A 24,089-nucleotide genomic window follows, 5' to 3' on the forward strand; every position below is an offset into this window, starting at 1 on the left:
CAAAGCTAAAATTTAGTACGAATAATTCTAACTCACATTTTGGCTATTTACGCTCTTATATCTGCTATTTAAATTTTACAAGCTTGTCACTCATATTTCATCAGTTTATTCTATCTTTAGGCGATTTAATCAAAAGCATGTTTATCATAAACAATCAGCTTTATTTTTCATTCATATAATCGTATTTATAACAATATGTCAAACACATCAAAAATTATCTATACCAAGACAGATGAAGCGCCAATGTTGGCAACCTATTCATTATTACCAATTGTACAAGCTTTTACAGCCTCAGCTGGTATTGACGTAGAAAGCAGGGATATTTCTTTAGCCGGAAGGATTTTAGCGAATTTTCCAGAGTTTTTAAAGGAAGACCAAAAAATTGGAGATGCATTGACGGAACTTGGCCAATTGGCAACTACGCCAGAGGCTAATATTATCAAATTACCTAATGTTTCTGCTTCTATTCCGCAGTTGGTTGGTGCAATTACTGAATTACAATCACAAGGTTTTGCACTTCCTAATTATCCAGATAATGCACAAACTGAAGAAGAAAAAGCAATCAAAGCAAAATATGCGAAGATTCTAGGTTCTGCTGTTAACCCTGTTTTACGTGAAGGTAATTCAGATCGTAGAGCGCCTAAAGCAGTTAAGAATTATGCAAAAGCAAATCCACATTCGATGGGGGCTTGGTCTGCAGATTCTAAAACTAAAGTAGAAAGCATGACTGAAGGTGATTTCTACGGATCAGAAAAATCTGTTACTGTTGCAGAACCTACTCAGTTTAAAATCGAATTTGTAGATGCAAACGGTGCTGTTGTTGAACTAAAAGGATTATCGCCATTAAAAGCTGGTGAAGTAATTGACAGTTCAGTAATGAATCTTTCTGCATTGAAATCTTTTGTAGCAAAAGCTATTGAAGAAGCAAAAGCAGCTGGTGTTTTACTTTCAGTGCATTTAAAAGCAACCATGATGAAGGTTTCTGACCCGATCATTTTTGGCGCTATTGTAGAAGTTTACTTCGCTGATGTTTTTGCTAAATATGCTGATCTATTCAAAGAATTAAACATTGATACCCGTAATGGTTTAGGCGATGTTTACGCTAAAATTGCTGGAAATGCAAAAGAAGCAGAAGTAAAAGCGGCTATTGATGCTGCAATTGCCAATGGCCCGGCATTGGCAATGGTAAACTCAGATAAAGGAATTACCAACCTGCATGTGCCTTCTGATGTAATTGTTGATGCTTCGATGCCAGCAATGATTCGTACATCAGGTCAGATGTGGAATAAAGAAAATAAACAACAAGATACCATTGCTATAATCCCTGATCGTTGCTATGCAGGTGTTTATACTGCTACAATTGACGATTGTAAAGCTCATGGCGCTTTTGATGTAACCACGATGGGCTCTGTACCAAACGTAGGTTTAATGGCGCAAAAAGCGGAAGAGTATGGTTCTCATGACAAAACTTTCCAGGCTACCACAAATGGTACCATCCGTGTAACTGATGCAAACGGTAATGTCTTCTTCGATCAAAAGGTTGAAAAAGGAGACATCTTCCGTATGTGCCAAACCAAGGATGCTCCAATTCAGGATTGGGTTAAATTAGCCGTAAATAGAGCTCGTTTATCAGCTACACCAGCAGTTTTCTGGTTAGATGAAAACAGAGCGCATGATAGAGAAATTATTGCGAAAGTGAAAAAATACCTGGCTGATCATGATACTTCAGGTTTAGACATCCGTATTTTATCACCAGTTGAAGCGACTAAATTTACTTTAGACAGAATCCGTAAAGGTGAAGACACGATTTCGGTAACAGGTAATGTATTACGTGACTATTTAACCGATTTGTTTCCAATTTTAGAATTAGGTACATCTGCAAAAATGTTATCTATAGTACCATTAATGAACGGTGGTGGTTTGTTTGAAACTGGAGCTGGTGGTTCTGCACCTAAACATATTGAACAATTCTTGCATGAAGGTTACTTACGTTGGGATTCTTTGGGTGAATTTTTGGCTTTAGCTGTTTCTTTAGAGCATTTAGGTCAAACTCAAAACAATGCAAAAGCATTAGTTTTAGCCGAAACATTAGATTTAGCAACAGAGAAGTTCTTAGCTAATGATAAATCTCCAGCTCGTAAAGTTGGTCAGATTGACAATAGAGGTTCACATTACTATTTGGCAATGTATTGGGCTCAAGGTTTAGCTGAACAAACTAAGGATGCAGAATTGCAGGCGAAGTTTGCACCACTAGCTAAAGCTTTAACTGAAAATGAAGCTAAGATTGTGGAAGAGTTAATCGGAGCGCAAGGTAAACCACAAAATATTGGTGGTTATTATCATCCAAACGATGATTTAGCTTTTGCAGCAATGCGTCCAAGCAAAACATTAAACACTGCTTTAGAAACTTTATAAACTAAGCTAGTGTTTCCATAAAAGGGTCTGTATCACCATCATGGTACAGACCCTTTTTTATGTATTTTTTTGTACGGTATGTATCAATAATTTATACGATAAGTGTGAATAATTAAAAACATTTAGCTGTTTTTCTACGTTATATCGGTATAAAACCTAACCAATATGATGACGGGCGATAATGATCAGCAAGGAGGTGCTAAGCGCGCAATGGATAAGCTTCATCCAACAGATTTGGGTGAAACCAAGGATTTTGATAATTTATCTTTTGATAAAGACCGGAATAGTTTCGAGTTTGATGTGAAAGGAAAGGACGCAGACTACGATCATCCACTTCCTTACGATACTTCGGCACCTAATGGTGAAGATAGTATTTCTACTTACGATGAATCGAACCCTTATATTGGATTGGAGTATGACAAGGATGGCGAGTTGAAAGAAAGGTTAGACGGTGCAGGTATGCGTATAGATGATGGTGAAAGTGTAGTGATGCTGAGTCCTGAGGATGAAATACTAGCCCGTACGCCTGAGGATGACCGTGATGATCTGGATGAAGAGGGGTATCCTGTAAATGATATGCCTGGTAAGTAGGAGTTATGGGTTGACGTCGAGATTAAATCTACGACGCATTTCATCCAGCTTTGGGTTTTTTTCTACCAGATATTGATATTTTTCAACACTAGTGTACAAACGGTTTACTACCTCTTTTACGACCTGCTTAGTTTTTATGATAATACTAAAGTTTTTAAGTCTTGGCCTTAAAAAATTAAGTAGATCTATCATTTCCTCCTGAAGTATGCCTTCTTGTAGCTTATGCTCAATATGCACCAGAATTTCTTCCTGACTCACCAATATCGGTGGCGAGGTACTCATTAGGGTGTACACATTGATTCTGTTGGCCACTTTTACGATGTTTACATACTCTTCCCAGTAAAATAGAAGCTGCTCATGTGTAAAGGGCTCACGGTCGCTACCAGAAATATATTGTGGTTCGTCATCAACAGCACCTTCTCCCTTTTTTTCAATCCCATTTAAAGATGGAATCAGCATTGCCGCATTATTTTGCTGGGTAGGAGAAGATGGCTTAAGTACAATTTTTGCAGATGGTGCAGGTGCTTTTTTAGGAAGTGGAATGCTTGCAGACGGTGTAGTCACAGGTTTTGCTTCCATAACTGGTATAGCCGGCGTAGCATTTGCAGCTGGATTGAGCGGAGCTATAGGAATTGCAGTTGTAGGCGCTGTATTGGCTACTTGATTTGTTGCTGGCGCAGGCGCTGCAACAGGACTTACATTAGTTTTTTTTTTAATCTGATCGTTGTCAGTTGCGTTGGTAAGCGGTTGGCTGGCTAGTTGAAGTACCGATGGAATGTGGCACATCTTTATTAAAGCCATCTCCACCTGTAGCCGCTGATTTTTACTGTTTTTGTAATTCAGATCGCATTGGTTTGCCAGATTTAAAGCGGTAAGGATAAATGATACCGGTGTTTGCTGACTCTGACTGATGTATTTTTGTTTGATGTTTTCGCTAACCTCTAAAAGTTTAGTGGTTTGCGGATCTTTGGCTACCAATAGGTTGCGCAGGTGACTGGCCAATCCGTTGATGAAGTTGTTGCCATCAAAACCATTGTTTAATATTTCATCAAACAAGATTAGGGTATTGCTTACATCAGCAGCAGTAAGGTATTGGGTAAGTTTAAAGTAGTAATCGTAATCAAGTATGTTAAGATTGTCGATTACCGATTTATAAGTTAGATTTTTATTGGTATAACTTACAATCTGATCAAACATAGATAGTGCATCCCTTAATCCTCCATCCGCTTTTTGAGCAATGATGTGTAGACCGTCGGCTTCTACGGCTATGTTTTCGCGTTCTGCGATTTTATTTAAATGACTTGAAATATCATCTACCTGGATCCTATTGAAATCAAAGATCTGGCATCGTGACAATATCGTAGGCAGTATTTTGTGCTTTTCTGTAGTGGCTAATATAAAAATAGCATAAGAAGGTGGTTCTTCAAGTGTCTTTAGGAACGCATTGAAGGCATTTGCGGAAAGCATGTGCACCTCATCAATGATATAGATTTTATATTTTCCGGCTTGTGGCGGTATGCGTACTTGCTCAATCAAACTTCTGATGTCATCAACAGAGTTGTTCGATGCAGCATCAAGCTCATGGAAGTTGAAAGAATGACCGGTTTGAAAAGAAACACAAGAATCACAGGTACCACAGGCTTCTTGTTCTGGAGTTAGATTGGTACAGTTAATTGTTTTTGCAAGGATACGTGCGCAGGTGGTTTTACCTACACCCCTTGGCCCGCAAAATAGAAAAGCCTGTGCCAGTTGATTGTTTTTTATAGCATTTTTTAGCGTACCTGTAATGTGCTGCTGTCCAACAACGGTTTCAAACGTTGCCGGGCGGTACTTACGGGCTGATACTATAAAATTCTCCATTCGTCCACGAAAATAGGCATTTTTAATTTATTTAAAAACAGCCGTTAATTCTTTTCTGTATTGTGAGGCGCTTTTTCCAGTAAATTCTTTAAATACCTTATTAAAGTGACTGAAATTATTAAAGCCGCTTTCATAGCTAATATTTGCAACGCTGGTTTGTTTTTCTGCCAAAAGTTTAGAGGCGTGTACAATTCGATACTCGTTTACGAATTGAGTAAATGTTTTTTTTGTGATTTTCTTAAAATATCGGCAGAAGGAGGGCACGGTCATGCTAGACATTTCTGCAATAGCGATTAAATTAATCTCTTCCTGGAAATGATCTTTAACATAGTTAAATGCCATATTAATTCTGTCATTGTCCTGGATTTGCATTTCCATTGAAAATCCAGCTGCATTTAAAATTTTATAATCACCGGCGTGTTCCAGTTCTTTTAATACACTTAATAAGGTTAATAATCTTTCAAAAGGCTCTTGCTCATCCATGAGCTCAATTTTATGGCCTACGGCGTCTTTTGTTTTTTGTCCAAAAGCAATACCGCCTTTTGCTTTATTAAATAGGTCAGATATGGATTTTGTTTCCTGGAGACCTAAAAAGTCTTTTCCAAGAAAATCATCTTTCATTTGAATAACAGTCTCATTTTTATTCCCAGTATTGGTGTCGGTGAAGCCGCAATGGGGTAAATTACTACCAATCAAGATTAAATCACCTTCGGTATAATAAGATATATGACTTCCGATTTGTCGTTTCCCCGATCCTCCGTTTACAAAAACCATTTCAATTTCGGGGTGGTAATGCCAAACGTGTGCTTTGTTGTTGTGGTTCTCTATATATTTTGAATAATAAAAAGAACTTCCAAAAGTGGGTTCAATAACTTCAAAGCCGGGCTTAATATTCTTCTTGTTTTGCACGATCAAAAATACTTAAAAAATCATATTTATTGTTTTTTGTCCTAAAGATACTGATGTTCGGGTAATTTAGCATAGATATCAGTGAATATGCAATAAATTTATCATTAAAATGCAGGGTAATTTTGGTGTATAAAATAATTGTTAACCTTTTAAACAATTTTATCATGAAAAATTTATTAAAAATCAGTCTAATAGCAGTTTCCCTATTCTTTTCTGCTAGCTTATATGCAAGTGAAGGCTCATTTGTGTTGAAAGTTAAAGGGATAAATGAAAAATCAGTTACTTTTTATATTGATGAGGCTCAAATTGTTGATGTTTCTATTTATGGAACAGAAAATGAGCTCTTATATGAGAAAAGAATAAAGGCAAAACGTGGATCTTCTAAAACTTATGACTTGAGTTCTTTCCCAGATGGAAGTTATACATTTAAAATAACAACAGAATCGAAATCAACGGAGTACCAACTTTCGATTGTGGATGGTAAAACGATCGTGTCTAATCCATTGATTACCGAAACGATTAAGCCGGTTTTGACTAAGGAAGATGAAATGATCACATTGAATCTTGAAAATGCGTCTAAAGGACCAGTAGAGGTTAGAATTATAAACGAATATAATGATGAATTATATAAAGAAGTTTTTGAAGGTACGTTAGCCCTTACCAAAAAGTTTAATGTATCCAGGGTAGGTTTAGGTGAGCTGACTTTTCTGATCAAATCTGAAAATCAAGAATTTACCAAAGTGGTACAAATGCGTTAATAGATTAGTTTTTTATGTTTAGAAGAGGTTGTCCCGTAAGGATAGTCTCTTTTTTTGTATAAGGAATTCGGGTTGGACTGGCTGATCGTAGGGTGTCAATATTTCTCAATAAACCCTTTGTTTTTAAGATATTAATCAGTACTTTTGCATCCCGCATTAAGAGCGGATTAATTAAAAAATAAACAAAATAACAATGAATCAGTACGAAACTGTTATCGTTCTAACCCCGTTGTTGTCAGAAGAAGTTGCGAAAGAGGCATTAGCCAAATTCAGCAAAATCATCACTGATAGCGGAGCCGAAATTGTTCAAGAGGACAATTGGGGTTTGAGAAAATTAGCGTATCCGATTGAGAAAAAAGCAAGCGGATTCTTCCACCTTACAGAGTACAAATCTTCTGGTGAATTAATTAGTAAATTGGAATTGGAGCTTAAGCGTGATGAGCGTGTGCTACGTTTCCTTACCATTAGATTAGACCGTCACGCGGTTGCTTATAATGATAAGAAACGCAGTGGTGCTTTTAACAAAAAACCAAAACAGGAGGTTGCAGGATAATGGCTAAAGATCAAATACAATATGTTACTGCTCCAAAAGTGGACGATAACAGAAAAAAATATTGCCGTTTCAGAAAAAACGGTATTAAATATATTGATTACAAAGACGCAAACTTCTTGTTAAAATTCATCAATGATCAAGGTAAATTATTACCTCGCCGTTTAACTGGTACTTCATTGAAATTTCAACGTAAAGTGGCTCAAGCGGTAAAACGTGCACGTCACATTGGTTTGTTACCTTTTGTTGCTGACCAATTAAAATAGGAGCTGAGAGATGGAAATCATTTTAAAACAAGATATCAAATCCCTAGGGGAAAAAGATGATATCGTTAATGTAAAGCCAGGATATGGTCGTAACTACTTAATCCCTCAAGGATTTGGTGCTTTGGCTACTCCTTCAGCTAAAAAAGTATTAGCGGAAAACTTAAAGCAAGCTGCTTTTAAACAAGATAAAATTAAGAAAGATGCTGAAGGTATCGCTGAACGTTTAACTGATGTTAAATTGTCTATCGGTGCTAAAGCTGGTGAGACAGGTAAGATTTTTGGTGCTGTAAATACCATTATGATTGCTGAAGCATTGAAACAAAAAGGTTTTGATGTAGATCGTCGCCGTATCACTTTCGAAACTGAGCCTAAATTTGTAGGTGAATATGTTGCAAACTTAAACTTACACAAAGAAGTGAAAGTTAAAGTTGCTTTCGAAGTTGTAGCTGAGTAATCTTCTTTTTAGATATAAAAAAAGCTTCCTGATTTTCAGGAAGCTTTTTTTATGCCTTATAATTTTAGAGGTACGTCATCCTGAATTCGTCATGCCGGTGCAGGCCGGTATCAGGATCTCGCTCTTATTAGCTTTTTCTTCTCTTGTTCTTAGCTTCTTCAATGATCTGACGGATCTGCTTGATGTCGCTCTTAGAAAAACCGCTGATTTCAATTTTATTTCCGGTTAAGAACAACCTTAACGTAGAGAAGCCAATCATCGGAGAGTCTACCTCAATCGACGTAATGTCTTCGTAGTTCAGATATTTCGAATCTCCGCAGAATAAACCCGGTGATTTGATTTCTATGCTGTTTTCTTCCAGGTGAATTTCCGTAGGGAAAACCTTGTTTCCTTCTGATAGTCGGGATGCTGTAAATTTCATGTTGAGGTAAATTTAAGTAATTTATTTAATTCTTTCATTTGGCAGCTTTGCTTATGAGTTGAAATTAATGTTTTTATTACCTTTGACCGATGGCACAAAAAAGACGTTCGAACAGTAAATCAAAACAATCCTTTACTAAAAAAGCAACCTCAATACTTACCCGACTTTTTGTCTGGTTTTTACTGGTCAGTGTGCTATGGGTATTGATTTACCGCTTCGTTAACCCACCTATTACCCTATTGATGGTATTGCGGAATATAGAACGCAAGAGCGAAGGAAAGGCGTTAAAAATGGAAAAGGAATGGGTAGATTTTAAGGATATATCTGACAACATGAAGCGTGCTGCTGTTTCGGCAGAGGATCAGTTGTTTTTAAAGCATATTGGTTTTGATGTTAATGCTATAGAAAAGGCTTTTAAGACGAACAAGAAGGGCGAAAAAGTTAAAGGGGGCAGCACCATTTCTCAACAAACTGCAAAGAATGTGTTTTTATGGCCCGGGCGTTCATGGATTAGAAAAGGTTTTGAGGCCTATTTCACGCTCCTGATAGAAATGCTATGGAGTAAGGAGCGGATACTGGAGGTTTACCTGAATGTGATTGAAATGGGGGATGGTATTTATGGTGCAGAAGCAGCGGCACAAGCCTATTTTGGTAAATCTTGTACTAAGTTAACCCGTTCTCAGGCTGCATTGATTGCTGCTTGTTTCCCTAATCCAAGAAGGTGGACACCAAAGAAACCAACGCGCTATATCAAACACCGCCAATATCTGATCATGAAAAACATGAGAAGACTGGGCCCTTTAGATTTCTAATATAATAAATAGGTTAGTAGTTTAAGGCCAGTTTACAGCAAGTGTGCAAACACTTTGCTGTGCCAGCTTTGCTCGAAAGGAGTTTCCCATTTAGTCTCAAACTCTTCTAAATTTTGTACAAGGTTGTTGAATACAATAGTCTTTGGTCCAACAGTTTTAATGTTTACCAAGGTTTCAAAATCTTCTTTATTGGTTACAATCACCTTACCATCTATTTTATAGGCAATGTTAAACCTATCAAATAGGTCAACTTTGTAAGTTTGCTCAATATCTTTGATGATTCGTACGGAAGCGTCTATTGAACATCCAGTAACACCTGCTGAAGCCTCGTCAACAATAAAGACAATAAAAAATTGATGCCGTATTTGTGCAGTTGCTTTTAATTGATGACCGTGAGCTTTCCATTGCGAAGTAAAGTCATCCAGTTTTTGCTGTATAGCGGATACCTCGTCATTAGTAAATGCACGGTTACTTTGGTAGATCCAAACTTTAGATTGTGGAGAAAAACTCATAGTCCAAATTTAATAAATTATTTAATTTGTTGGCGCTAAAATATTAACGTGATGAATAAGTTTACATTGAGCTTAAAAATGTCCCTCTTTTTATCGCTGAGCCTAATATTAATGGCTTTTACTGCACGTTCGCTTCTGGATGAGCAGCTTGTCTATATTCAGAAAAAGCTCACAGAACATCACGATAATGAACATAGTGGTGAGCAAATTAAACGTTATGAATTAAATGTTACCAACAATGGGTTTTGCAGGTACAAGCGTTATTATTTAAGTGGTAAAATTGAATATTTCTCTTTTAACCTGGTTAAATTTAAAGACCTGGACTACTATGGAACCGATAAGAATGGACAACTTTATTTGCGTACCAAGGGTGAAAATGTAATTGTGCAAACCTATAACGATAAAAAAGGTGGGGATGTGGATAGTATGGCAACCTATATGGCTATTCCGATGAAAAATATTGAACCTCAGGATCTTTCAGACCTTTTGGATCGTCTCGTTAAAACAAATGCGCAGCTGCTGACTCAAAAATAGTCACCTTAGCTCCGGCATAATTTCTCTATGAAAAATTACTATATTGAGATCATGGAATTAAGTTGCTACGATCAATTGCCTAATGGAAGACACGCTTACTGAATCTGAGCTTTTAGGTAAAGTTGCTGCCGGTGACCGGATTGCCTTTTCTACTTTATATCAACAATATCTTTCCGAGATCTATCATTATCTCTATCTGTTTACAAGATCGAGTGATGCAGCGGAAGAAATTGCACAGGATGTTTTTGTCAAAATTTGGGAGAAAAGAGAAAACCTGATTCACATTAAAGCCTTTAAACCTTATCTGTATAAATGTGCTAAGAACATGCTGTTGGATGAGCTGAGGAGAAAAGCAGTAAAGACCAAAGTGTATAATGCCTTAAAGCCAGACACAGAAGAGAGTCATGGTAAAACGGATGACCGAATCATATATAACGAATACCATAAAATTGCGGAAATGGCCATTGATCTGCTCCCTGAAAAGCGGAAGGCTATATTTCTGATGCGTACCCGGGAAGAGTTGTCTCTGGATGAAATTGCAGAAAGGTTAGGCATTTCAAAATCTGTAGTCAAAAAGCAATTGTATGCCGGAATTGGCTTCGTGCGTCAGTATTTGCATAATCATGATGCCTATTTTATGCTAATAGCCATCAATTTATATTTAAATACTTTATAGAGGGGGTCTTTCGACCTGCTCATTCGTCTACTCTATTATGGAAGAAAAAGAACTTTCGGAATTTCTGAAAAAGTTTTCAAGAAATCAGTACACGGCACAAGAGCATGATGCGTTCATGAACTGGTTCCAGCGTTTAAGTAGAGACGAGGTGGAGCAGGTGATGGATATGTACCAGGAGATGGCTGATGAGCGGAATGGAAGGACTTATCCTGAGCTTGCAGAAAAGATTGAAGCGCGATTAAATGCCTTGGATGTTCATAAGGAGGCTCGTACAGTTATCCTGTGGCCTAAACTTAAATATATTGCTGTTGCATGCGTGGCTTTCCTGTGTATAGGAGTTGGGCTTTATTATTTTAACACTGATCAAAAAGATAGTGCTCTTGCTGAAAATAAACTAATCGAAAATAAAATTTTACAAGGAAGTAATAAAGCTGTATTAAAGCTGGCAGATGGATCAGAAATTATTCTGGATGCTGCAAAAGTTGGAAAACTTGCTGAACAGCAGCACACCTCTATTTACAAGGAAAAAGACGGACAGCTTGTTTTTGATGCCTCAGCATTAAACGGTAAGGACCAGAGCGGGGGAATAACATATAACTCGTTAGCTACTCCTCGCGGCGGACAGTATATGCTCAAATTACCAGACGGGACCAAGGTGTGGTTAAATTCTGCATCCTCTTTGAGATTCCCAACCGCATTTTCGGGTAAAGAACGCATGGTAGAGTTGAGTGGTGAAGGATACTTTGAAGTAGTTAAAGATAAAACAAAACCTTTCCGGGTAAAAACGGCTGACCAAACTGTAGAAGTATTGGGTACACACTTTAACATTAATGCTTATCCAGAAGAACCAGCAGTGGTGACAACGCTTTTGGAAGGAAGTGTAAAACTTGCCAAATCAGGTACGGATAAAGTACAATTCTTAAAACCAGGTCAGCAAGCTAGGTTGACCAATATTTTTACAATACATGAGGTTGATCCTGATGCGTTTGTGGACTGGAAGGATGGCTATTTTAAGTTTTCAAGGGAAAATATCCAATCGATTATGCGTAAGGTGTCTAGATGGTACGATGTGGATGTCGTTTATGAAGGCACACTGACTAAGGAGGGCTTTGTTGGAACTGTTCCCCGTTCAAAAAATATCAAAGAGCTTCTTGATGCTTTGAAATTAACGGGACTGATGAACTATAGAATTGAAGGAAACCAGGTCGTCATCACACCATAAATAAATATTCATATATTTTTTTTGAAGGAGGGGGCTTTTACTTTAAGTAATGCGTCTTCTTTATAACAACCAAATATTTACTTAAGAAAGGAGGGATACTGATGCCTTAGAATTCTACATTGTAAGCGCTTAAAACAAAAAACCAGAAGTGCTTCGAACACCTCTGGCAAATATGAGTTTCTAGCAAGCTTAATATTGACTTATCAACCAAAATAAACCATTTAAAACCCAAATATTTCCAAATATAATGAAATTTTACACTCAATCGGGATGTAGACTTCCAGTCTGCATTCATAAAATTACGCGGGTTATGAAACTTACATTGGGTCTGCTCTTGACTGCCTTTCTCCAGGTCTCCCTGGCAGGTTATGCTCAAAAGATTACCTTTTCTAAAAAAAATGTACCTCTGGAACAAGTGTTCAGTGAGATTCGTAATCAAACCGGCTATACTTTCCTGTATACGGATAAAATGTTGGAGGGAACGAAACTGTTAGATCTCAATGTTACTGATGCTACTTTGGTAGATGTGTTAAATGCAGCTTTTAAAGAGCAGCCTTTAACCTATACTATCAACAATAAAATCATAGTGATTAAACGAAAGTTGGCCGCTAATAGTTTTTATAAAGCTGTAATACCAATCAAAGGAAAAGTAACTGATGAAAAAAATCAGCCTTTACCCGGGGTAAGTGTCAGGTTAATGGGGACAAATAAAGGAGCCATTACTGATTTAAACGGCTATTATGCCATTGAAGTACCCGATGCAAACGCGACACTTTCTTTTTCTATTGTAGGCTTTGCTACAAAGGATGTCAAAGTCGGTACTAAAGGAACGCTAGATGTTACCCTAACAGTAAAGGCTACTGGCCTGGATGAGATTGTGGTGATTGGTTATGGTACTCAAAGACGGGAAGATATCAATGGTGCCATTTCTTCCGTAAAAGCAGCTGATATTGCGGCTATTCCACAGGCAAGTGTAGATCAATTGCTGCAAGGGAAGGCTGCGGGAATTACAGTTACGCAAAATACTGGTGCGCCCGGCAGTCAGACTTCAGTTCATATCCGCGGGATCGCAAGCTTTGGCTCTGCAGAGCCGTTGTATGTTATTGATGGGGTTGAGGTTGCTGGCGCCGCAAATGCAAATGGAAATCTCTCCTTCAGCGCCAATACTGGCGCATATTCGCCAAGTCCGCTGGCACTTTTAAATCCCAACGACGTAGAAAGTATTGATATCTTGAAAGATGCTTCGGCTGCTGCGATCTATGGTAACAGGGCGGCAAATGGCGTGATCATCATCACCACAAAAAAAGGTAAAATGGGAAGTGCCCGGATCAATTACGATGGATATGCTGGTTTACAACAGGCGCAAAAATTCCTCGATATGATGAACCTGAAGCAATACGCAAAAATGGAGAATTACCTGGCAGATTCGTATGGGATGATCAGGAGGGAAGAGCTGGCCAACATTGATTTGCTTGGCGAAGGGACTGACTGGCAGCGAGCAATCTTTCGTACTGCACCTATGCAAAGTCATCAATTGTCGGTTTCCGGTGGTAAGGATGGTTTATCTTATTACATTTCTGGCGGTTATTTTGATCAGGATGGTATTGCTATTGGCTCAGCCTTTAAACGATATTCTTTCCGCTCTAACCTGGAAGCTCAGGTAAAACCATGGGCAAAAGTTGGTTTAATTGTGTCTGGTAGCCGGACAGCAGAAAATATTGTATACTCGGACCAGGGTGGTATTATTTATAATGCGCTTTTACAGGCACCTGAGATTCCGATCTATAATTCTGATGGTACTTATGCGGGACCGCCAGATACACCGGATGCTATTTCGGGGATTATAAATCCAGTGCAGCAAGCGTTGAGTATTTATAACAGATTAAACAGGAATAATTTAAATGTCAACCTGTTTAATGAAATCAAATTCTTTAAAGACCTGACGTTGAGGTCGGAAGTTGGTGGAGATTTTGGCTTCTCGGACAGCAAAGTTTTTAACCCCAGTTATTCCTATGGACGTTTCCGGAATCCGATTGCCGTTTTACGGGAACAAAATGGAAAAAGTAATTACCTGAACTGGAAAGAATATCTGACTTACAGACATGTTTTTGCTAAAAAACACGACTTAACAGCCTTGCTGGGGTACCAGGTAAGTTCGAATAATTATAACAATGTCCAAACGACAATTTCAGACTTTCTTGTCAACGAATTAGGGGAAGAGGTACCAACACTAAATCTTGGAAATGCCGCCACAGCAATTGTAAATGAGCAAAAAACAGCGCCGCATAATATGGAATCTATGTTTGCGCGGGCCATTTATACGTATAATAGAAAATATAGTGTTACGGCAACACTCCGTAGTGACGTATCTTCAAACTTTGCAAAAGGAAACAGGAGAGGCTATTTCCCTTCATTTGCAGCTTCATGGAAAGTGTCCGAAGAACCCTTTATGGAGCACATTAAGCACATAGCCAATGATGTGAAGTTCAGGGTAGGCTACGGACATGTGGGAAATGAAGCAATTCCTGCTTATGCTTTTGGTTCGAAATTGAACTCAAGTGTAACAGGTTTGGGCACAGGCTTCCTGTTAGACCGTATTGCAAACCCGGATCTGGAATGGGAGCACCATGAAGAATACAATGTAGGTGTTGATTTTGGAATCTTTAAAGATAGGTTTAGGGCGACATTTGATTATTTTGAACGCAAATCTAATAAGTTTCTGTTCCAGTTGCCTTTACCTGCTTATGTGGTGGGCGCGCAAGCATACCTGGGCGGAATTAGTCCTCCTTTTGTAAATGCAGGGGGGATTACCAATAACGGGTTTGACTTTACGCTAACTTCCAAGAATATTGCCACTACTGATTTTAAGTGGAACAGTACTTTAGTGTTTTCCAAGTACAATAACAAAGTTACCTCTCTGGCCAATGGCTTGCCTTACATATTGCAAACGTATGGCTCTACCGCCATCCCAATCAGCCGTACTGTAGTAGGTGGCCCGCTGGGAGAATTTTATGGCTATCGGGTAAAAGGTATTTTTAAAACGGACGAACAGTTAAGAACCGCACCGATCCAATTTGGTAACCCTGTGTCTAATGATCCTAATAAGGGCGCTAAACGTACCTGGTTGGGCGATATTCAGTATGTAGACTTGAATGGTGACAATATTATTGATGCCGCTGATCAGGAGAGTCTGGGTAGTCCGCAACCCGATTTTACTTTCGGCTTTACCAATAACTTTAGCTACAAGGCATTTGACCTGAGTATTTTTCTTCAGGGCTCTTATGGTGGCCGTATTTTAAGCATGGCGGATAGGATATTAACTGCAATGACCTCTATTTATCAGAACCAGCTGGCTTCCCAGGCTGATTTCTGGACAATGCAGAATCCCGGATCCAATATTCCCGCACCAAGGGCGGGTTCTGACAACAGCAATATCCTTATTTCAGATAGGTATATTTTTGATGGCTCGTATGTCAGAATCCAGAACATCAACTTTGGTTATACCTTCTCATCTGGCATTATTAAAAAGATGAAGTTGAATAAGTTAAAAGTATATACGAGTATTCAGAATTTATATACGTTCACAAAATACGAAGGATACGATCCTGAAATTGGGTTGCAAAATCAAAATCCATTGTACTCTGGTGTAGATATAGGCCGATATCCTTCTGCAAGGGTATTTACTTTCGGGATTAACGCAGAATTTTAACATAAAAAGTCATGATACACTATAAAAAATATCTTATGTTATTCGGATTGGTAAGTTGCCTGGCCATATCCGCTTGTAAGGACTCATTTTTTGATCAGGCCCCGCAAGATGCCATTACGGTTGATAATTATTATACAACTGCCGATCAGGTAAAAGCAAGTACAAATGTGCTATACAATAAAGTCTGGTTCCTCTGGAACAATAAGGCTGCATATTGTATCGGCGAGGTGGCCAGTGGCAATGGTCGCAGTTATGCCGCTGATGTGGTAAACTTTGTGACTATTTCTGCGACAGCCAATAATACTGAGGTTATTAATGCCTGGACGGGGATGTATACTGTTGTTGCACAGGCTAATGCCTTAATCAATACACTTCCCTCTAAGGTGCCGGCATCGGTGCCGTCGGCAGTACTCAACAACGCGTTGGGAGAAGCCCATTTTATGCGGGGACTGGCCTATTTTTACCTAGTACGGATGTTTGGTAATGTGCCTATCGTAGAGAATAGTCTTGATCTGGCCACAAACTTTAAAGTGAACACCAACCCTGTTCCGGATGTATACAGGTTCATCATTAACGACCTGAAATTTGCTGAAGAAAATTGCACAAAAATGGTAAGAGGAGCACCTTCAACCGCGCAGGGTCGTGTTTCGAGCGGTTCAGCTGCCGCAATGCTGGCGAAAGTATACCTGAATATGGAGGATTATCCGAATGCACGTTTGTATGCCGAAAAAGTAATCAACAGTGGAGAGTTTAAACTCTATGGCGTGGACCTTCCGGATAAAACTTACCATGATCTTTTTTTAACCGCAAATAATAACAATGAAGAGTCTGTTGCAGCCTTGCAATGGGTAGCTGGAGGCCCGTACGCAACGGGGAATAGTTTACAGGCCTCATTGGCAACAAACTCCATTATAACGGGTACCGGTGATGGATGGAGCGTGGTAAGCGGAACTTACAGTTTATTGGAGACTTACGAAGCGGGTGATAAACGCAAACGAAGTACAGTTATGATGAAAGGAGATGTTTATCCTGAGATCAACCAAGCTACCGGAGGCTTAACCATTCCTTCAAACTGGGCTTTTGGAAATACTGGGATAGGTGTTAAGAAATATGTGGTGGGTACTCCTGCCGATAATGGCGGAAAAGGCGCAACACAATCCACAGGAAATAATACTTACCTAATGCGATATGCGGAAGTTTTATTGATTGCAGCAGAGGCTGTCCTTGGCTCGGCATCTGTCACTAGCGATGCAGCAGCATTAGGACCATTCAATAAAATCAGGTCAAGAGCGGGTTTGGGGCTGAAAACGGAAATTACTAAAATCGACATTTTTAAGGAAAGAAGAATCGAATTTGCTATTGAGTTTGATTATTGGTTTGACCTCTGCCGTATGGATGGTTTTAATGTAAAATCCCATCCAATTGCCAAGGCTATCGTTAATGCACAGAATAGAGGGGTTGCTGGAACGCCAATGTATTTAAATGTGACGGACGACCAGTTTTTGTTTGCCTATCCGGAAATAGAAGTTTCGGCCAATCCAAAGCTAAAAGAAGCACCTGTACCTTATGTATTTAAATAAAACGCAATGAAGAATTTGATTAACAATCGGCTTCCAGGTATAATAGTTATACTTGTTGCCTTCATTTTAGTGTGCTCCTCATGCAAAAAGAATAATGAGGAAGGCGTTAAAGCCGCTCCAGAAATAGAAAGGGTTAGGACGCTAACTAAAAACGATACCACCTATACAGAAACACGTGTTAACCTTGACTCTAATAAATTCGGGAACGTGATCACCAAGGTTCCATATGACGCCAATGTACCTGCAGCAAGATGGAACGGACAGTATATTTTAATGGGACAAAATTTACTAACCACAATTTCAATTAAAATAAATGGTGTTGCTGTATTTTTTAATCCGGTCTTTGTTACCGAAAATAGCCTGATTTTTGTCGTTGGAACTGATGTTCCATATGGACCAACTCAAAGTAATAAACTTACACTAACGACTAAATATGGTACTGTAGAATATGATTTTGGACTGTTACAGCCTTATCCTGTAATTACGAAAGTTGCTCCATTGTTGGGTGAAGTTGGGGGTGTAATAACCGTTACAGGGACTTATTTTGAGAACCTGACCGGCGTTAAATTTGGAACGGTAGATGCCGAAATTGTTGGTGTGCCGACAAAAACAGAGATAAAAGTTAAAATACCAGCAGGTGTTTCTCAGGCCAGTATTACTGTAACTACTGCAGGTGGATCAGCCGTATCGACAAATTCATTTTTTGCATTTAAAAAGCTTTTATATGACGATGCCTGGGCAACGGGTATGACATCATATGGGGGTTGGGGTGGTACTGGTGATATTGCGAATACTACCGGTGGAGTGAGAGGTACTAAATCGATTAAATTCAATTATACAGGATACGATTGTCCCTTACAATTTGCCTATACCGGGCCAACGTTAAATCTGAGTAATTATACCGCATTAAAGCTTTCTATTTATGGTGGGACAGGTTCTGCAGGGAAAACGGTTAAAGTGGAACTTAACGGTGTAGCTACTGTTTGGGCAATACTCACATTGACAGAAGGCACCTTTACAGATTATGTCATCCCACTCAGCACTTTCCCTGCTGCGGTTAACTTCACTAAAATATGGGTTGTAGAGAACAGCAATAGTAAAGCGCCAATCTATATTGATGAAATAGGTTTTTTATAAGTATCAGTTAATTCGCAGATATGAAATGTATTTTGAAGTCAAGCTCCTTATTGGGGAGCTTGCTCCTGTGCCTGTTTTGCTTATATGCCGAAATGATCTCAGCCCAGCCACCCAGAACTTTAATTACGGTCGTGGTGGCACCAGATCATGCCGATTGGACCTATAAGACAGGAGAGAAGGCCATGTTTTCTATTACCGTGCTTAAAGACGGTAATACGCTTAAAAATTGTAAGGTTGATGTCCAGGTAGGCCCTGAAAAAATGGATGCCACATGGACTGAAAAGTTAAGCATGGCTGATGGAAAAGCAACTATAGATGGGGGTACAATGAAAAGCCCGGGGTTTTTACGCTGCATCGCTACCATTAATTTCGAAGGTAAATTATACCGTGGTTTGGCAACCGCAGGATTTGATCCTTACCAGATTAAACCTACAACGGATATGCCATCGGATTTTACGGCTTTCTGGGATAAAGCAAAAAGCGAGCTTTCGAAGCTACCGCTAGAAACTAAGTTAACCCTGATGCCCGAAAGGTGTACCGAAAAAGTCAACACCTACCAGTTTAGTGTACAGAATTTTAGGCCTGGATCAAGATTGTATGGCATGATCTGTATTCCGAAAAGGCCTGGGAAATACCCTGCTGAGCTCATTGTTCCTGGAGCGGGTATCAGGCCACTAAATGGGTATGTTACGCTGGCCGAAAAGGGTATAATTACAGTGGAAATGGCGATTCATGGCATCCCTGTAACGATGGATCCATCAGTCTATAATAACCTTTACGATGGTGCGCTTAATGAGTATTATTCCGCTAACCTGGACAATAAAGATCATTATTATTACAAGAGGGTGTACATGGGCTGTGTTAGGGCGGTAGACCTGATTTGTAGTTTGCCTGAATTTGATGGTGAAAATATTGGCGTTTTTGGTGGCAGTCAGGGCGGTGCACTTTCTGTCGTTACAGCAGCGTTGGATAGTCGGGTGAAATACCTGGTATGCCTTTTTCCTGCTTTGTCCGATTTAACGGGATACCTGCACAACAGGGCAGGTGGCTGGCCACATCTATTCAATAAAGAAAACGGGGGTTTTAACAATACCGAAGCGCGGATTCAAACCTCAAAATATTATGATGTGGTGAATTTCGCTAAACTATTAAAGGTTCCTGGGATGTACTCCTGGGGTTTTAATGATGAAACCTGTCCGCCAACGACCACTTATGCCGTCTACAATGCCGTTACTGCCAAAAAGGAGTTGTTACTCGCCAGAGATAGCGGGCATTTTGGATATCCAGAACAATGGGATGTGCTGAACAAATGGATGATAGAAAAATTATTACCGAACTCAATTAAAAAATAAAATTATGACAACATATATTTTAAAAAAAGGAATGATACCATTTGTTATTGGCCTGGTCGTAACCGTTTTACCGGTATTTATGGCTTGTAAAAAAAATACGATTACGACTGCTGAAGAAGTAGTTGTTACACCACCCGTACCAGAAGTTAAATACGTACTAGACTGGGCTGATGAATTTGAGGGGACTACCTTAAATGCCGCAAACTGGACACCGGAAATCGGTTATAACATAGGGGGGAATGCGGAGCAAGAAAATTACCAGGCCGCCAATATTGCTGTCGCAGATGGACATCTTCAGATTACAGCAAAAAAGCAACAGATCGGTGTCAGCGGTTATACTTCGGGAAGAATCAACTCTTTAAATAAGAAGGATTTCACTTATGGGAAAATAGAAGCTAGGATGAAGCTTCCACGTGGACAAGGTTTATGGCCTGCATTTTGGATGCTGGGTTCAAATATGAGAGCCAGAGGAGGCGAACCAGGAGTAGGTTGGCCGGCATGTGGAGAGATTGATATCCTGGAAACGATTAACACCGAAATTTGGGCCTCAGCAGCGGCACACTGGGCAAAACCAGATGGTACTCACATTTCCTCAGGCAATAAGATTAATACTACGCCAGGTGAGTATCATGTATACAGTGTGATTTGGACAAAAGAGACCATTAAATGGTATATCGACGATAAATTTTACAATGGGCTCTGGATTAAGGATGGAAAAGGTAGTACAAGTGAGTTTCATTTGCCTTTTAACATTATTTTCAACCTTGCTGTTGGTGGTACTTGGCCGGGGCAGGTTATCGATGATACCAAATTACCTGCGGTAATGCTGGTAGATTATGTACGTTTATATAAAGAGATTAAATAGAGAATGATAAACTGAAAAACCGGTAATATTCAAATTGAATTTGCCGGTTTTTTTATGTGTAATGTACAGTGGCTGGTTCGAAAATAGTATAAACCTTTGTTTCCTCATATCTGGAGGCTACGATGATCTCTGTGCCGTTTGCGTGTTGCGTAAATAAGTCGGCAACGAGTTCTGGGCAGTTGTTATCTTTAGACAGGTGAGATAGTAGCAGATGAGTCATGAAGGCTGGTTTATGGCCAGTAAAAAGCTCCAATGCCTGCTTGTTGGACAAGTGACCTCTTCCTCCGCTGATGCGTTTTTTTAAAAAGTAAGGGTATGCACTTTTTTGAAGCAGCTCATCGTCATAATTGGCTTCCAGGAATGCGGCGTGGCATTGTTTGAAGTGGAAAGTGAGCTGTTCGCATGCTGCGCCTAAATCCGTAAATACACCAACTTTGGTCTCTCCACAGGAAATCACAAAACTATAAGGTTCTGAAGCATCATGTATTTTAGGAAAGCCAGTAATCAGAAGGTTACCTACTTGTACCTGTGTGTCATAATGCAAAGGTCTGATGAGGTCTTCTCTTAGATTAAACCTACAGCCTGCTAAAGTGCCTGGATTGATATAGGTTGGTAAATTGTATTTAGCAGCGAGGGTCTGCAAACCTTTAACATGGTCTGTATGTTCGTGAGAAATAAATATGGCCTTTACTTTTTGCATGGAAAGGCCAAGTCTCAGCATTCTTTTCTCAGTCTCCCTACACGATATCCCGGCATCAACAAGTATGGCTTCTTCGCTGTTGCCAACGTAGTAGCAGTTTCCGTTGCTGCCGGAGTTTAAGGAGGCTATGAAAAGATGATTACAATCCATTGGCTCTGACTGTGATTTCAGCAATATCTAAGACCTTTACGTTCTGATCCTGATCTTTCATTTTTACCCCATCGCTAAGCATGGTCATGCAAAAAGGGCATGATGCTGCGATGATCTGTGGTTGGGTCTCTAAAGCTTCTTCGATTCTTTCGATATTGATGTCTTTATTTCCTTTTTCGGGTTCTTTAAACATCTGTGCGCCACCTGCACCACAACATAGGCCGTTGGTTTTGCAGCGTTTCATTTCAACAAGTTGGGCATCTAGTGCTTCTAAAGCTTTTCTTGGGGCTTCATACACATCATTTCCACGGCCTAAATAACATGGGTCATGGTAAGTAATCTTTTTACCTTTAAAGCTCTCACCACCTTCAGCTTTAAGCTTGCCTTCGTCAATGAGTTGTTGTATAAGCTGAGTATGGTGTATCACTTCGTAATTGCCACCTAGCCCCGGGTATTCGTTTTTTATGGTGTTGAAGCAGTGTGGGCAACCGGTAACAATCTTTTTGATGTTATAACCGTTTAGCACCTCTATGTTGGTCATGGCCTGCATTTGAAACAGAAATTCATTTCCTGCACGCTTAGCCGGATCGCCAGTACAGCTTTCTTCTGTGCCCAATACAGCATATTTTAAGCCTACATGATGCAATATTTTGCAGATGTCGCGAGTAGTTTTTTGTGCTCTTTCATCATAACTTCCGGCGCAGCCTACCCAAAATAGAATTTCAGGTTCTTCGCCTTTGGCTATCATTTCTGCCATTGTTGGCACTTCAAAATTTAGTTGTGCGCTCATATATTGATGTTTAAGCTATTTCTTTAAATCTTTGATTCTTAATCTCTATTCTTTGTGCGTTGCTCCTGCTTCCTTAATCTTCCTTAGCCCAGTTAAACCTGTCGGCGGGAGAATATTTCCATGGTGCTCCGTTGTTTTCAATGTTACCCAGCATGGTACCGATACTTGCAGGAGATTGTGATTCTTCCATTACCGCGTATCTTCTCAGGTCGGTAATGATCGCTAGAGGATCTATGTTGATTGGACAAGCCTCTGTACAGGCATTACAGCTGGTACAAGCCCAGATTTCTTCTCTGCTGATGTAGTCGTCAATTAAAGATTTGCCATCGTCAAATCCTTTGCCTGCTTTATCCAGGCTTCGGCCTACTTCTTCCATTCTGTCACGGGTATCCATCATGATTTTACGCGGCGACAATAGTTTTCCGGTAATATTGGCCGGACAAACAGATGTACACCTTCCGCACTCTGTGCAGGTATAGGCATTCATTAGGTTAACCCAGGTTAAGTCGTTTACATCTTTTGCTCCAAAACGACCTGCTGCGGCCTCTGGTGGTGTAAATGAAGGATCGAGCATGGCTTTTACCTCATTAGTTACACTTTGCATATTTGTAAACTCACCTTTAGGCTCAAGGTTAGAGAAGTAAGTATTTGGGAAAGCGAATATGATGTGGAAGTGCTTAGAGTAGGGCAGGTAGTTTAAGAAAGCAAAAATGCCTATAATATGGAACCACCAGCAGCCTCTTTCTATCGCAATAAGGCCAGCTTCTGTATTTGGTAAAAGATTATGCAAGAATTGGCTTATCGGAAAAGCTCCTGCAGTGGTGTAATGACCTACGCCCATAGCCTGCAATTTGGAGTCTGCCGCATTTAAAAGCAAAAAGGCCGTCATTAACAGGATCTCTGTGATCAGGATGTAATTGGCATCTGATCGTGGCCAGCTTTTCATTTCAACCCCACTAAATCTCTTTAGTTTGAGGATGTTTCTTCTGATTAGGAAGATGACACAGGCTAACCATACGCCCAGGGCAAGGAATTCGAATGAGCCTATCAAGACATCATATAAAATACCTATACCTCCAAATACACGGTGTGTACCAAAGATGCCATCGATCATGATCTCCAATACTTCAATATTAATGATGACGAAGCCTGCATACACAATGAAGTGTAGGAAGGCAGGAATCGGTCTGAAAAACATTTTCGTTTGTCCGAATGCAACTTTGAGCATGGTCATCAGCCTTTTATGAGGCTGGTCTGACCGGTCTACAGCTCTTCCGAAGCGAATATTGCGGATTACTTTCTTTGCGTTATAGCTAAATAGGGCTATTGCGGCTAGCGTGATGGCTATGAATAGGATTTGTGACACCATTTGAAATATCTCTTATCGTAAGGCGAAGTTAAAGTATTTCGTTTAAAACCGATTATTATGCATGCATAAAATTGAAAATTTAGAGTGGATTTAAATAAAATCACATTATTTTCAAAAAAGATTTTGCTTTTCAAAAAAAGACACTACATTTGCACTCCCAACCGAGGGGGACATGATTACGAAATCATGTTTAAATAAGATGGTACGGTAGCTCAGTCGGTAGAGCAATGGACTGAAAATCCATGTGTCGCCGGTTCGATCCCGGCCCATACCACTGCAAGAAGCTTCAGAGAAATCTGGAGCTTTTCTGTTTTAAAGCGGAATTTATAAATCTTATCTGGCTTGTAGCTTCCTTTGTCATCCTTCGGGGATGGTCTAAGGCTCTTAGGAGTCTGCTAGGACTCTGGTAGGACCCTAGATCCTTTTAAACTCCTTTCGGATTCCTTTCAAACTCCTT

At 39.6% G+C, this 24,089-nt stretch carries 22 protein-coding genes and 1 tRNA gene; 16 read left to right on the top strand and 7 right to left on the bottom strand.

The annotated features are described in order from the left end of the window. Positions 1–195 precede the first annotated feature (195 nt). Both FBD94_RS11870 and FBD94_RS11875 read left to right on the top strand, forming a co-directional pair. A complete protein-coding gene (locus tag FBD94_RS11870) occupies positions 196–2,415 on the top strand; it encodes an NADP-dependent isocitrate dehydrogenase (RefSeq protein ID WP_136880336.1) in 2,220 nt (739 codons plus the stop codon). A 165-nt stretch (positions 2,416–2,580) separates the two neighbouring features. After that, on the top strand, positions 2,581–3,006 hold the full coding sequence (locus FBD94_RS11875; protein WP_136880337.1) for a hypothetical protein: 426 nt from the start codon (positions 2,581–2,583) through the stop codon (positions 3,004–3,006). 3 nt (positions 3,007–3,009) lie between these two features. Here FBD94_RS11875 and FBD94_RS11880 read toward each other — a convergent pair whose 3' ends face one another. Further along, positions 3,010–4,866, bottom strand: a complete 1,857-nt coding sequence (locus FBD94_RS11880) for a DNA polymerase III subunit gamma/tau (RefSeq protein WP_136880338.1) — start codon at positions 4,864–4,866, stop codon at positions 3,010–3,012. Between the two features lie 27 nt (positions 4,867–4,893). Continuing rightward, the gene (locus FBD94_RS11885) at positions 4,894–5,775 is read right to left on the bottom strand and encodes an AraC family transcriptional regulator (protein ID WP_205945873.1); all 882 of its coding nucleotides are present in this window, start codon (positions 5,773–5,775) and stop codon (positions 4,894–4,896) included. A 164-nt stretch (positions 5,776–5,939) separates the two neighbouring features. On the opposite strand from FBD94_RS11885, the gene FBD94_RS11890 reads away from it, so the two are divergent. The 4 genes from FBD94_RS11890 (at position 5,940) to rplI (ending at position 7,803) form a co-directional block, all read left to right on the top strand. Next, entirely contained in the window at positions 5,940–6,533 is a 594-nt protein-coding gene (locus tag FBD94_RS11890) for a hypothetical protein (protein WP_136880339.1), read from the top strand. Between the two features lie 193 nt (positions 6,534–6,726). Beyond that, complete coding sequence (rpsF, locus tag FBD94_RS11895; protein ID WP_131611735.1) at positions 6,727–7,086, top strand: 30S ribosomal protein S6; 360 nt, start codon at positions 6,727–6,729, stop codon at positions 7,084–7,086. Continuing rightward, positions 7,086–7,349 carry a 30S ribosomal protein S18 gene (gene rpsR, locus FBD94_RS11900; protein WP_084291565.1) on the top strand — a complete coding sequence of 88 codons (264 nt, stop codon included), beginning with the start codon at positions 7,086–7,088 and terminating at the stop codon, positions 7,347–7,349. The genes rpsF and rpsR overlap by 1 nt, the downstream gene beginning before the upstream one ends. A gap of 10 nt (positions 7,350–7,359) precedes the next feature. Beyond that, on the top strand, positions 7,360–7,803 hold the full coding sequence (gene rplI, locus FBD94_RS11905; RefSeq protein ID WP_090784932.1) for a 50S ribosomal protein L9: 444 nt from the start codon (positions 7,360–7,362) through the stop codon (positions 7,801–7,803). Positions 7,804–7,930: 127 nt separating this feature from the next. Here the strand turns inward: rplI and FBD94_RS11910 are convergent, their stop codons facing one another. Beyond that, positions 7,931–8,224 carry a hypothetical protein gene (locus FBD94_RS11910; protein WP_136880340.1) on the bottom strand — a complete coding sequence of 98 codons (294 nt, stop codon included), beginning with the start codon at positions 8,222–8,224 and terminating at the stop codon, positions 7,931–7,933. Positions 8,225–8,313: 89 nt separating this feature from the next. Here FBD94_RS11910 and mtgA point away from each other — a divergent pair, with 89 nt between their 5' ends. Beyond that, on the top strand, positions 8,314–9,036 hold the full coding sequence (mtgA, locus tag FBD94_RS11915; protein ID WP_136880341.1) for a monofunctional biosynthetic peptidoglycan transglycosylase: 723 nt from the start codon (positions 8,314–8,316) through the stop codon (positions 9,034–9,036). Between the two features lie 32 nt (positions 9,037–9,068). On the opposite strand, the gene FBD94_RS11920 is transcribed toward mtgA, so the two are convergent. After that, entirely contained in the window at positions 9,069–9,548 is a 480-nt protein-coding gene (locus FBD94_RS11920; RefSeq protein WP_136880342.1) for an ABC transporter ATPase, read from the bottom strand. A 51-nt stretch (positions 9,549–9,599) separates the two neighbouring features. On the opposite strand from FBD94_RS11920, the gene FBD94_RS11925 reads away from it, so the two are divergent. From FBD94_RS11925 to FBD94_RS11960, 8 genes are all read left to right on the top strand, one after another. Continuing rightward, positions 9,600–10,082, top strand: a complete 483-nt coding sequence (locus FBD94_RS11925) for a hypothetical protein (RefSeq protein WP_136880343.1) — start codon at positions 9,600–9,602, stop codon at positions 10,080–10,082. 82 nt (positions 10,083–10,164) lie between these two features. After that, entirely contained in the window at positions 10,165–10,758 is a 594-nt protein-coding gene (locus FBD94_RS11930; RefSeq protein WP_136880344.1) for an RNA polymerase sigma factor, read from the top strand. A 37-nt stretch (positions 10,759–10,795) separates the two neighbouring features. Next, entirely contained in the window at positions 10,796–11,980 is a 1,185-nt protein-coding gene (locus tag FBD94_RS11935) for a FecR family protein (protein ID WP_136880345.1), read from the top strand. A gap of 310 nt (positions 11,981–12,290) precedes the next feature. Next, positions 12,291–15,689 carry a TonB-dependent receptor gene (locus FBD94_RS11940; RefSeq protein ID WP_205945874.1) on the top strand — a complete coding sequence of 1,133 codons (3,399 nt, stop codon included), beginning with the start codon at positions 12,291–12,293 and terminating at the stop codon, positions 15,687–15,689. An 11-nt stretch (positions 15,690–15,700) separates the two neighbouring features. Further along, positions 15,701–17,269, top strand: a complete 1,569-nt coding sequence (locus FBD94_RS11945) for a RagB/SusD family nutrient uptake outer membrane protein (protein ID WP_136880347.1) — start codon at positions 15,701–15,703, stop codon at positions 17,267–17,269. Between the two features lie 6 nt (positions 17,270–17,275). Beyond that, a complete protein-coding gene (locus tag FBD94_RS11950; RefSeq protein WP_136880348.1) occupies positions 17,276–18,406 on the top strand; it encodes an IPT/TIG domain-containing protein in 1,131 nt (376 codons plus the stop codon). A 20-nt stretch (positions 18,407–18,426) separates the two neighbouring features. Beyond that, positions 18,427–19,758 carry an acetylxylan esterase gene (locus tag FBD94_RS11955; RefSeq protein WP_136880349.1) on the top strand — a complete coding sequence of 444 codons (1,332 nt, stop codon included), beginning with the start codon at positions 18,427–18,429 and terminating at the stop codon, positions 19,756–19,758. Positions 19,759–19,762: 4 nt separating this feature from the next. Next, complete coding sequence (locus tag FBD94_RS11960; RefSeq protein ID WP_136880350.1) at positions 19,763–20,623, top strand: glycoside hydrolase family 16 protein; 861 nt, start codon at positions 19,763–19,765, stop codon at positions 20,621–20,623. A 52-nt stretch (positions 20,624–20,675) separates the two neighbouring features. On the opposite strand, the gene FBD94_RS11965 is transcribed toward FBD94_RS11960, so the two are convergent. The 3 genes from FBD94_RS11965 to FBD94_RS11975 all read right to left on the bottom strand — a co-directional run bounded on the left by FBD94_RS11965 (position 20,676) and on the right by FBD94_RS11975 (position 23,632). After that, a complete protein-coding gene (locus tag FBD94_RS11965) occupies positions 20,676–21,473 on the bottom strand; it encodes an MBL fold metallo-hydrolase (RefSeq protein WP_136880351.1) in 798 nt (265 codons plus the stop codon). After that, the gene (locus FBD94_RS11970) at positions 21,463–22,263 is read right to left on the bottom strand and encodes a (Fe-S)-binding protein (RefSeq protein ID WP_090784948.1); all 801 of its coding nucleotides are present in this window, start codon (positions 22,261–22,263) and stop codon (positions 21,463–21,465) included. Before FBD94_RS11970 ends, FBD94_RS11965 begins: the two co-directional genes overlap by 11 nt. Before the next feature lie 73 nt (positions 22,264–22,336). Then, the gene (locus tag FBD94_RS11975; protein WP_136880352.1) at positions 22,337–23,632 is read right to left on the bottom strand and encodes a 4Fe-4S dicluster domain-containing protein; all 1,296 of its coding nucleotides are present in this window, start codon (positions 23,630–23,632) and stop codon (positions 22,337–22,339) included. Positions 23,633–23,833: 201 nt separating this feature from the next. Between FBD94_RS11975 and FBD94_RS11980 the strand changes: the two genes are divergently transcribed. Continuing rightward, positions 23,834–23,906 (top strand) — tRNA-Phe (locus FBD94_RS11980). Positions 23,907–24,089: the final 183 nt, after the last annotated feature.

It is taken from the genome of Pedobacter hiemivivus (assembly GCF_005144565.1).
In the GTDB taxonomy this organism is placed as follows: Bacteria; Bacteroidota; Bacteroidia; order Sphingobacteriales; family Sphingobacteriaceae; genus Pedobacter; species Pedobacter hiemivivus.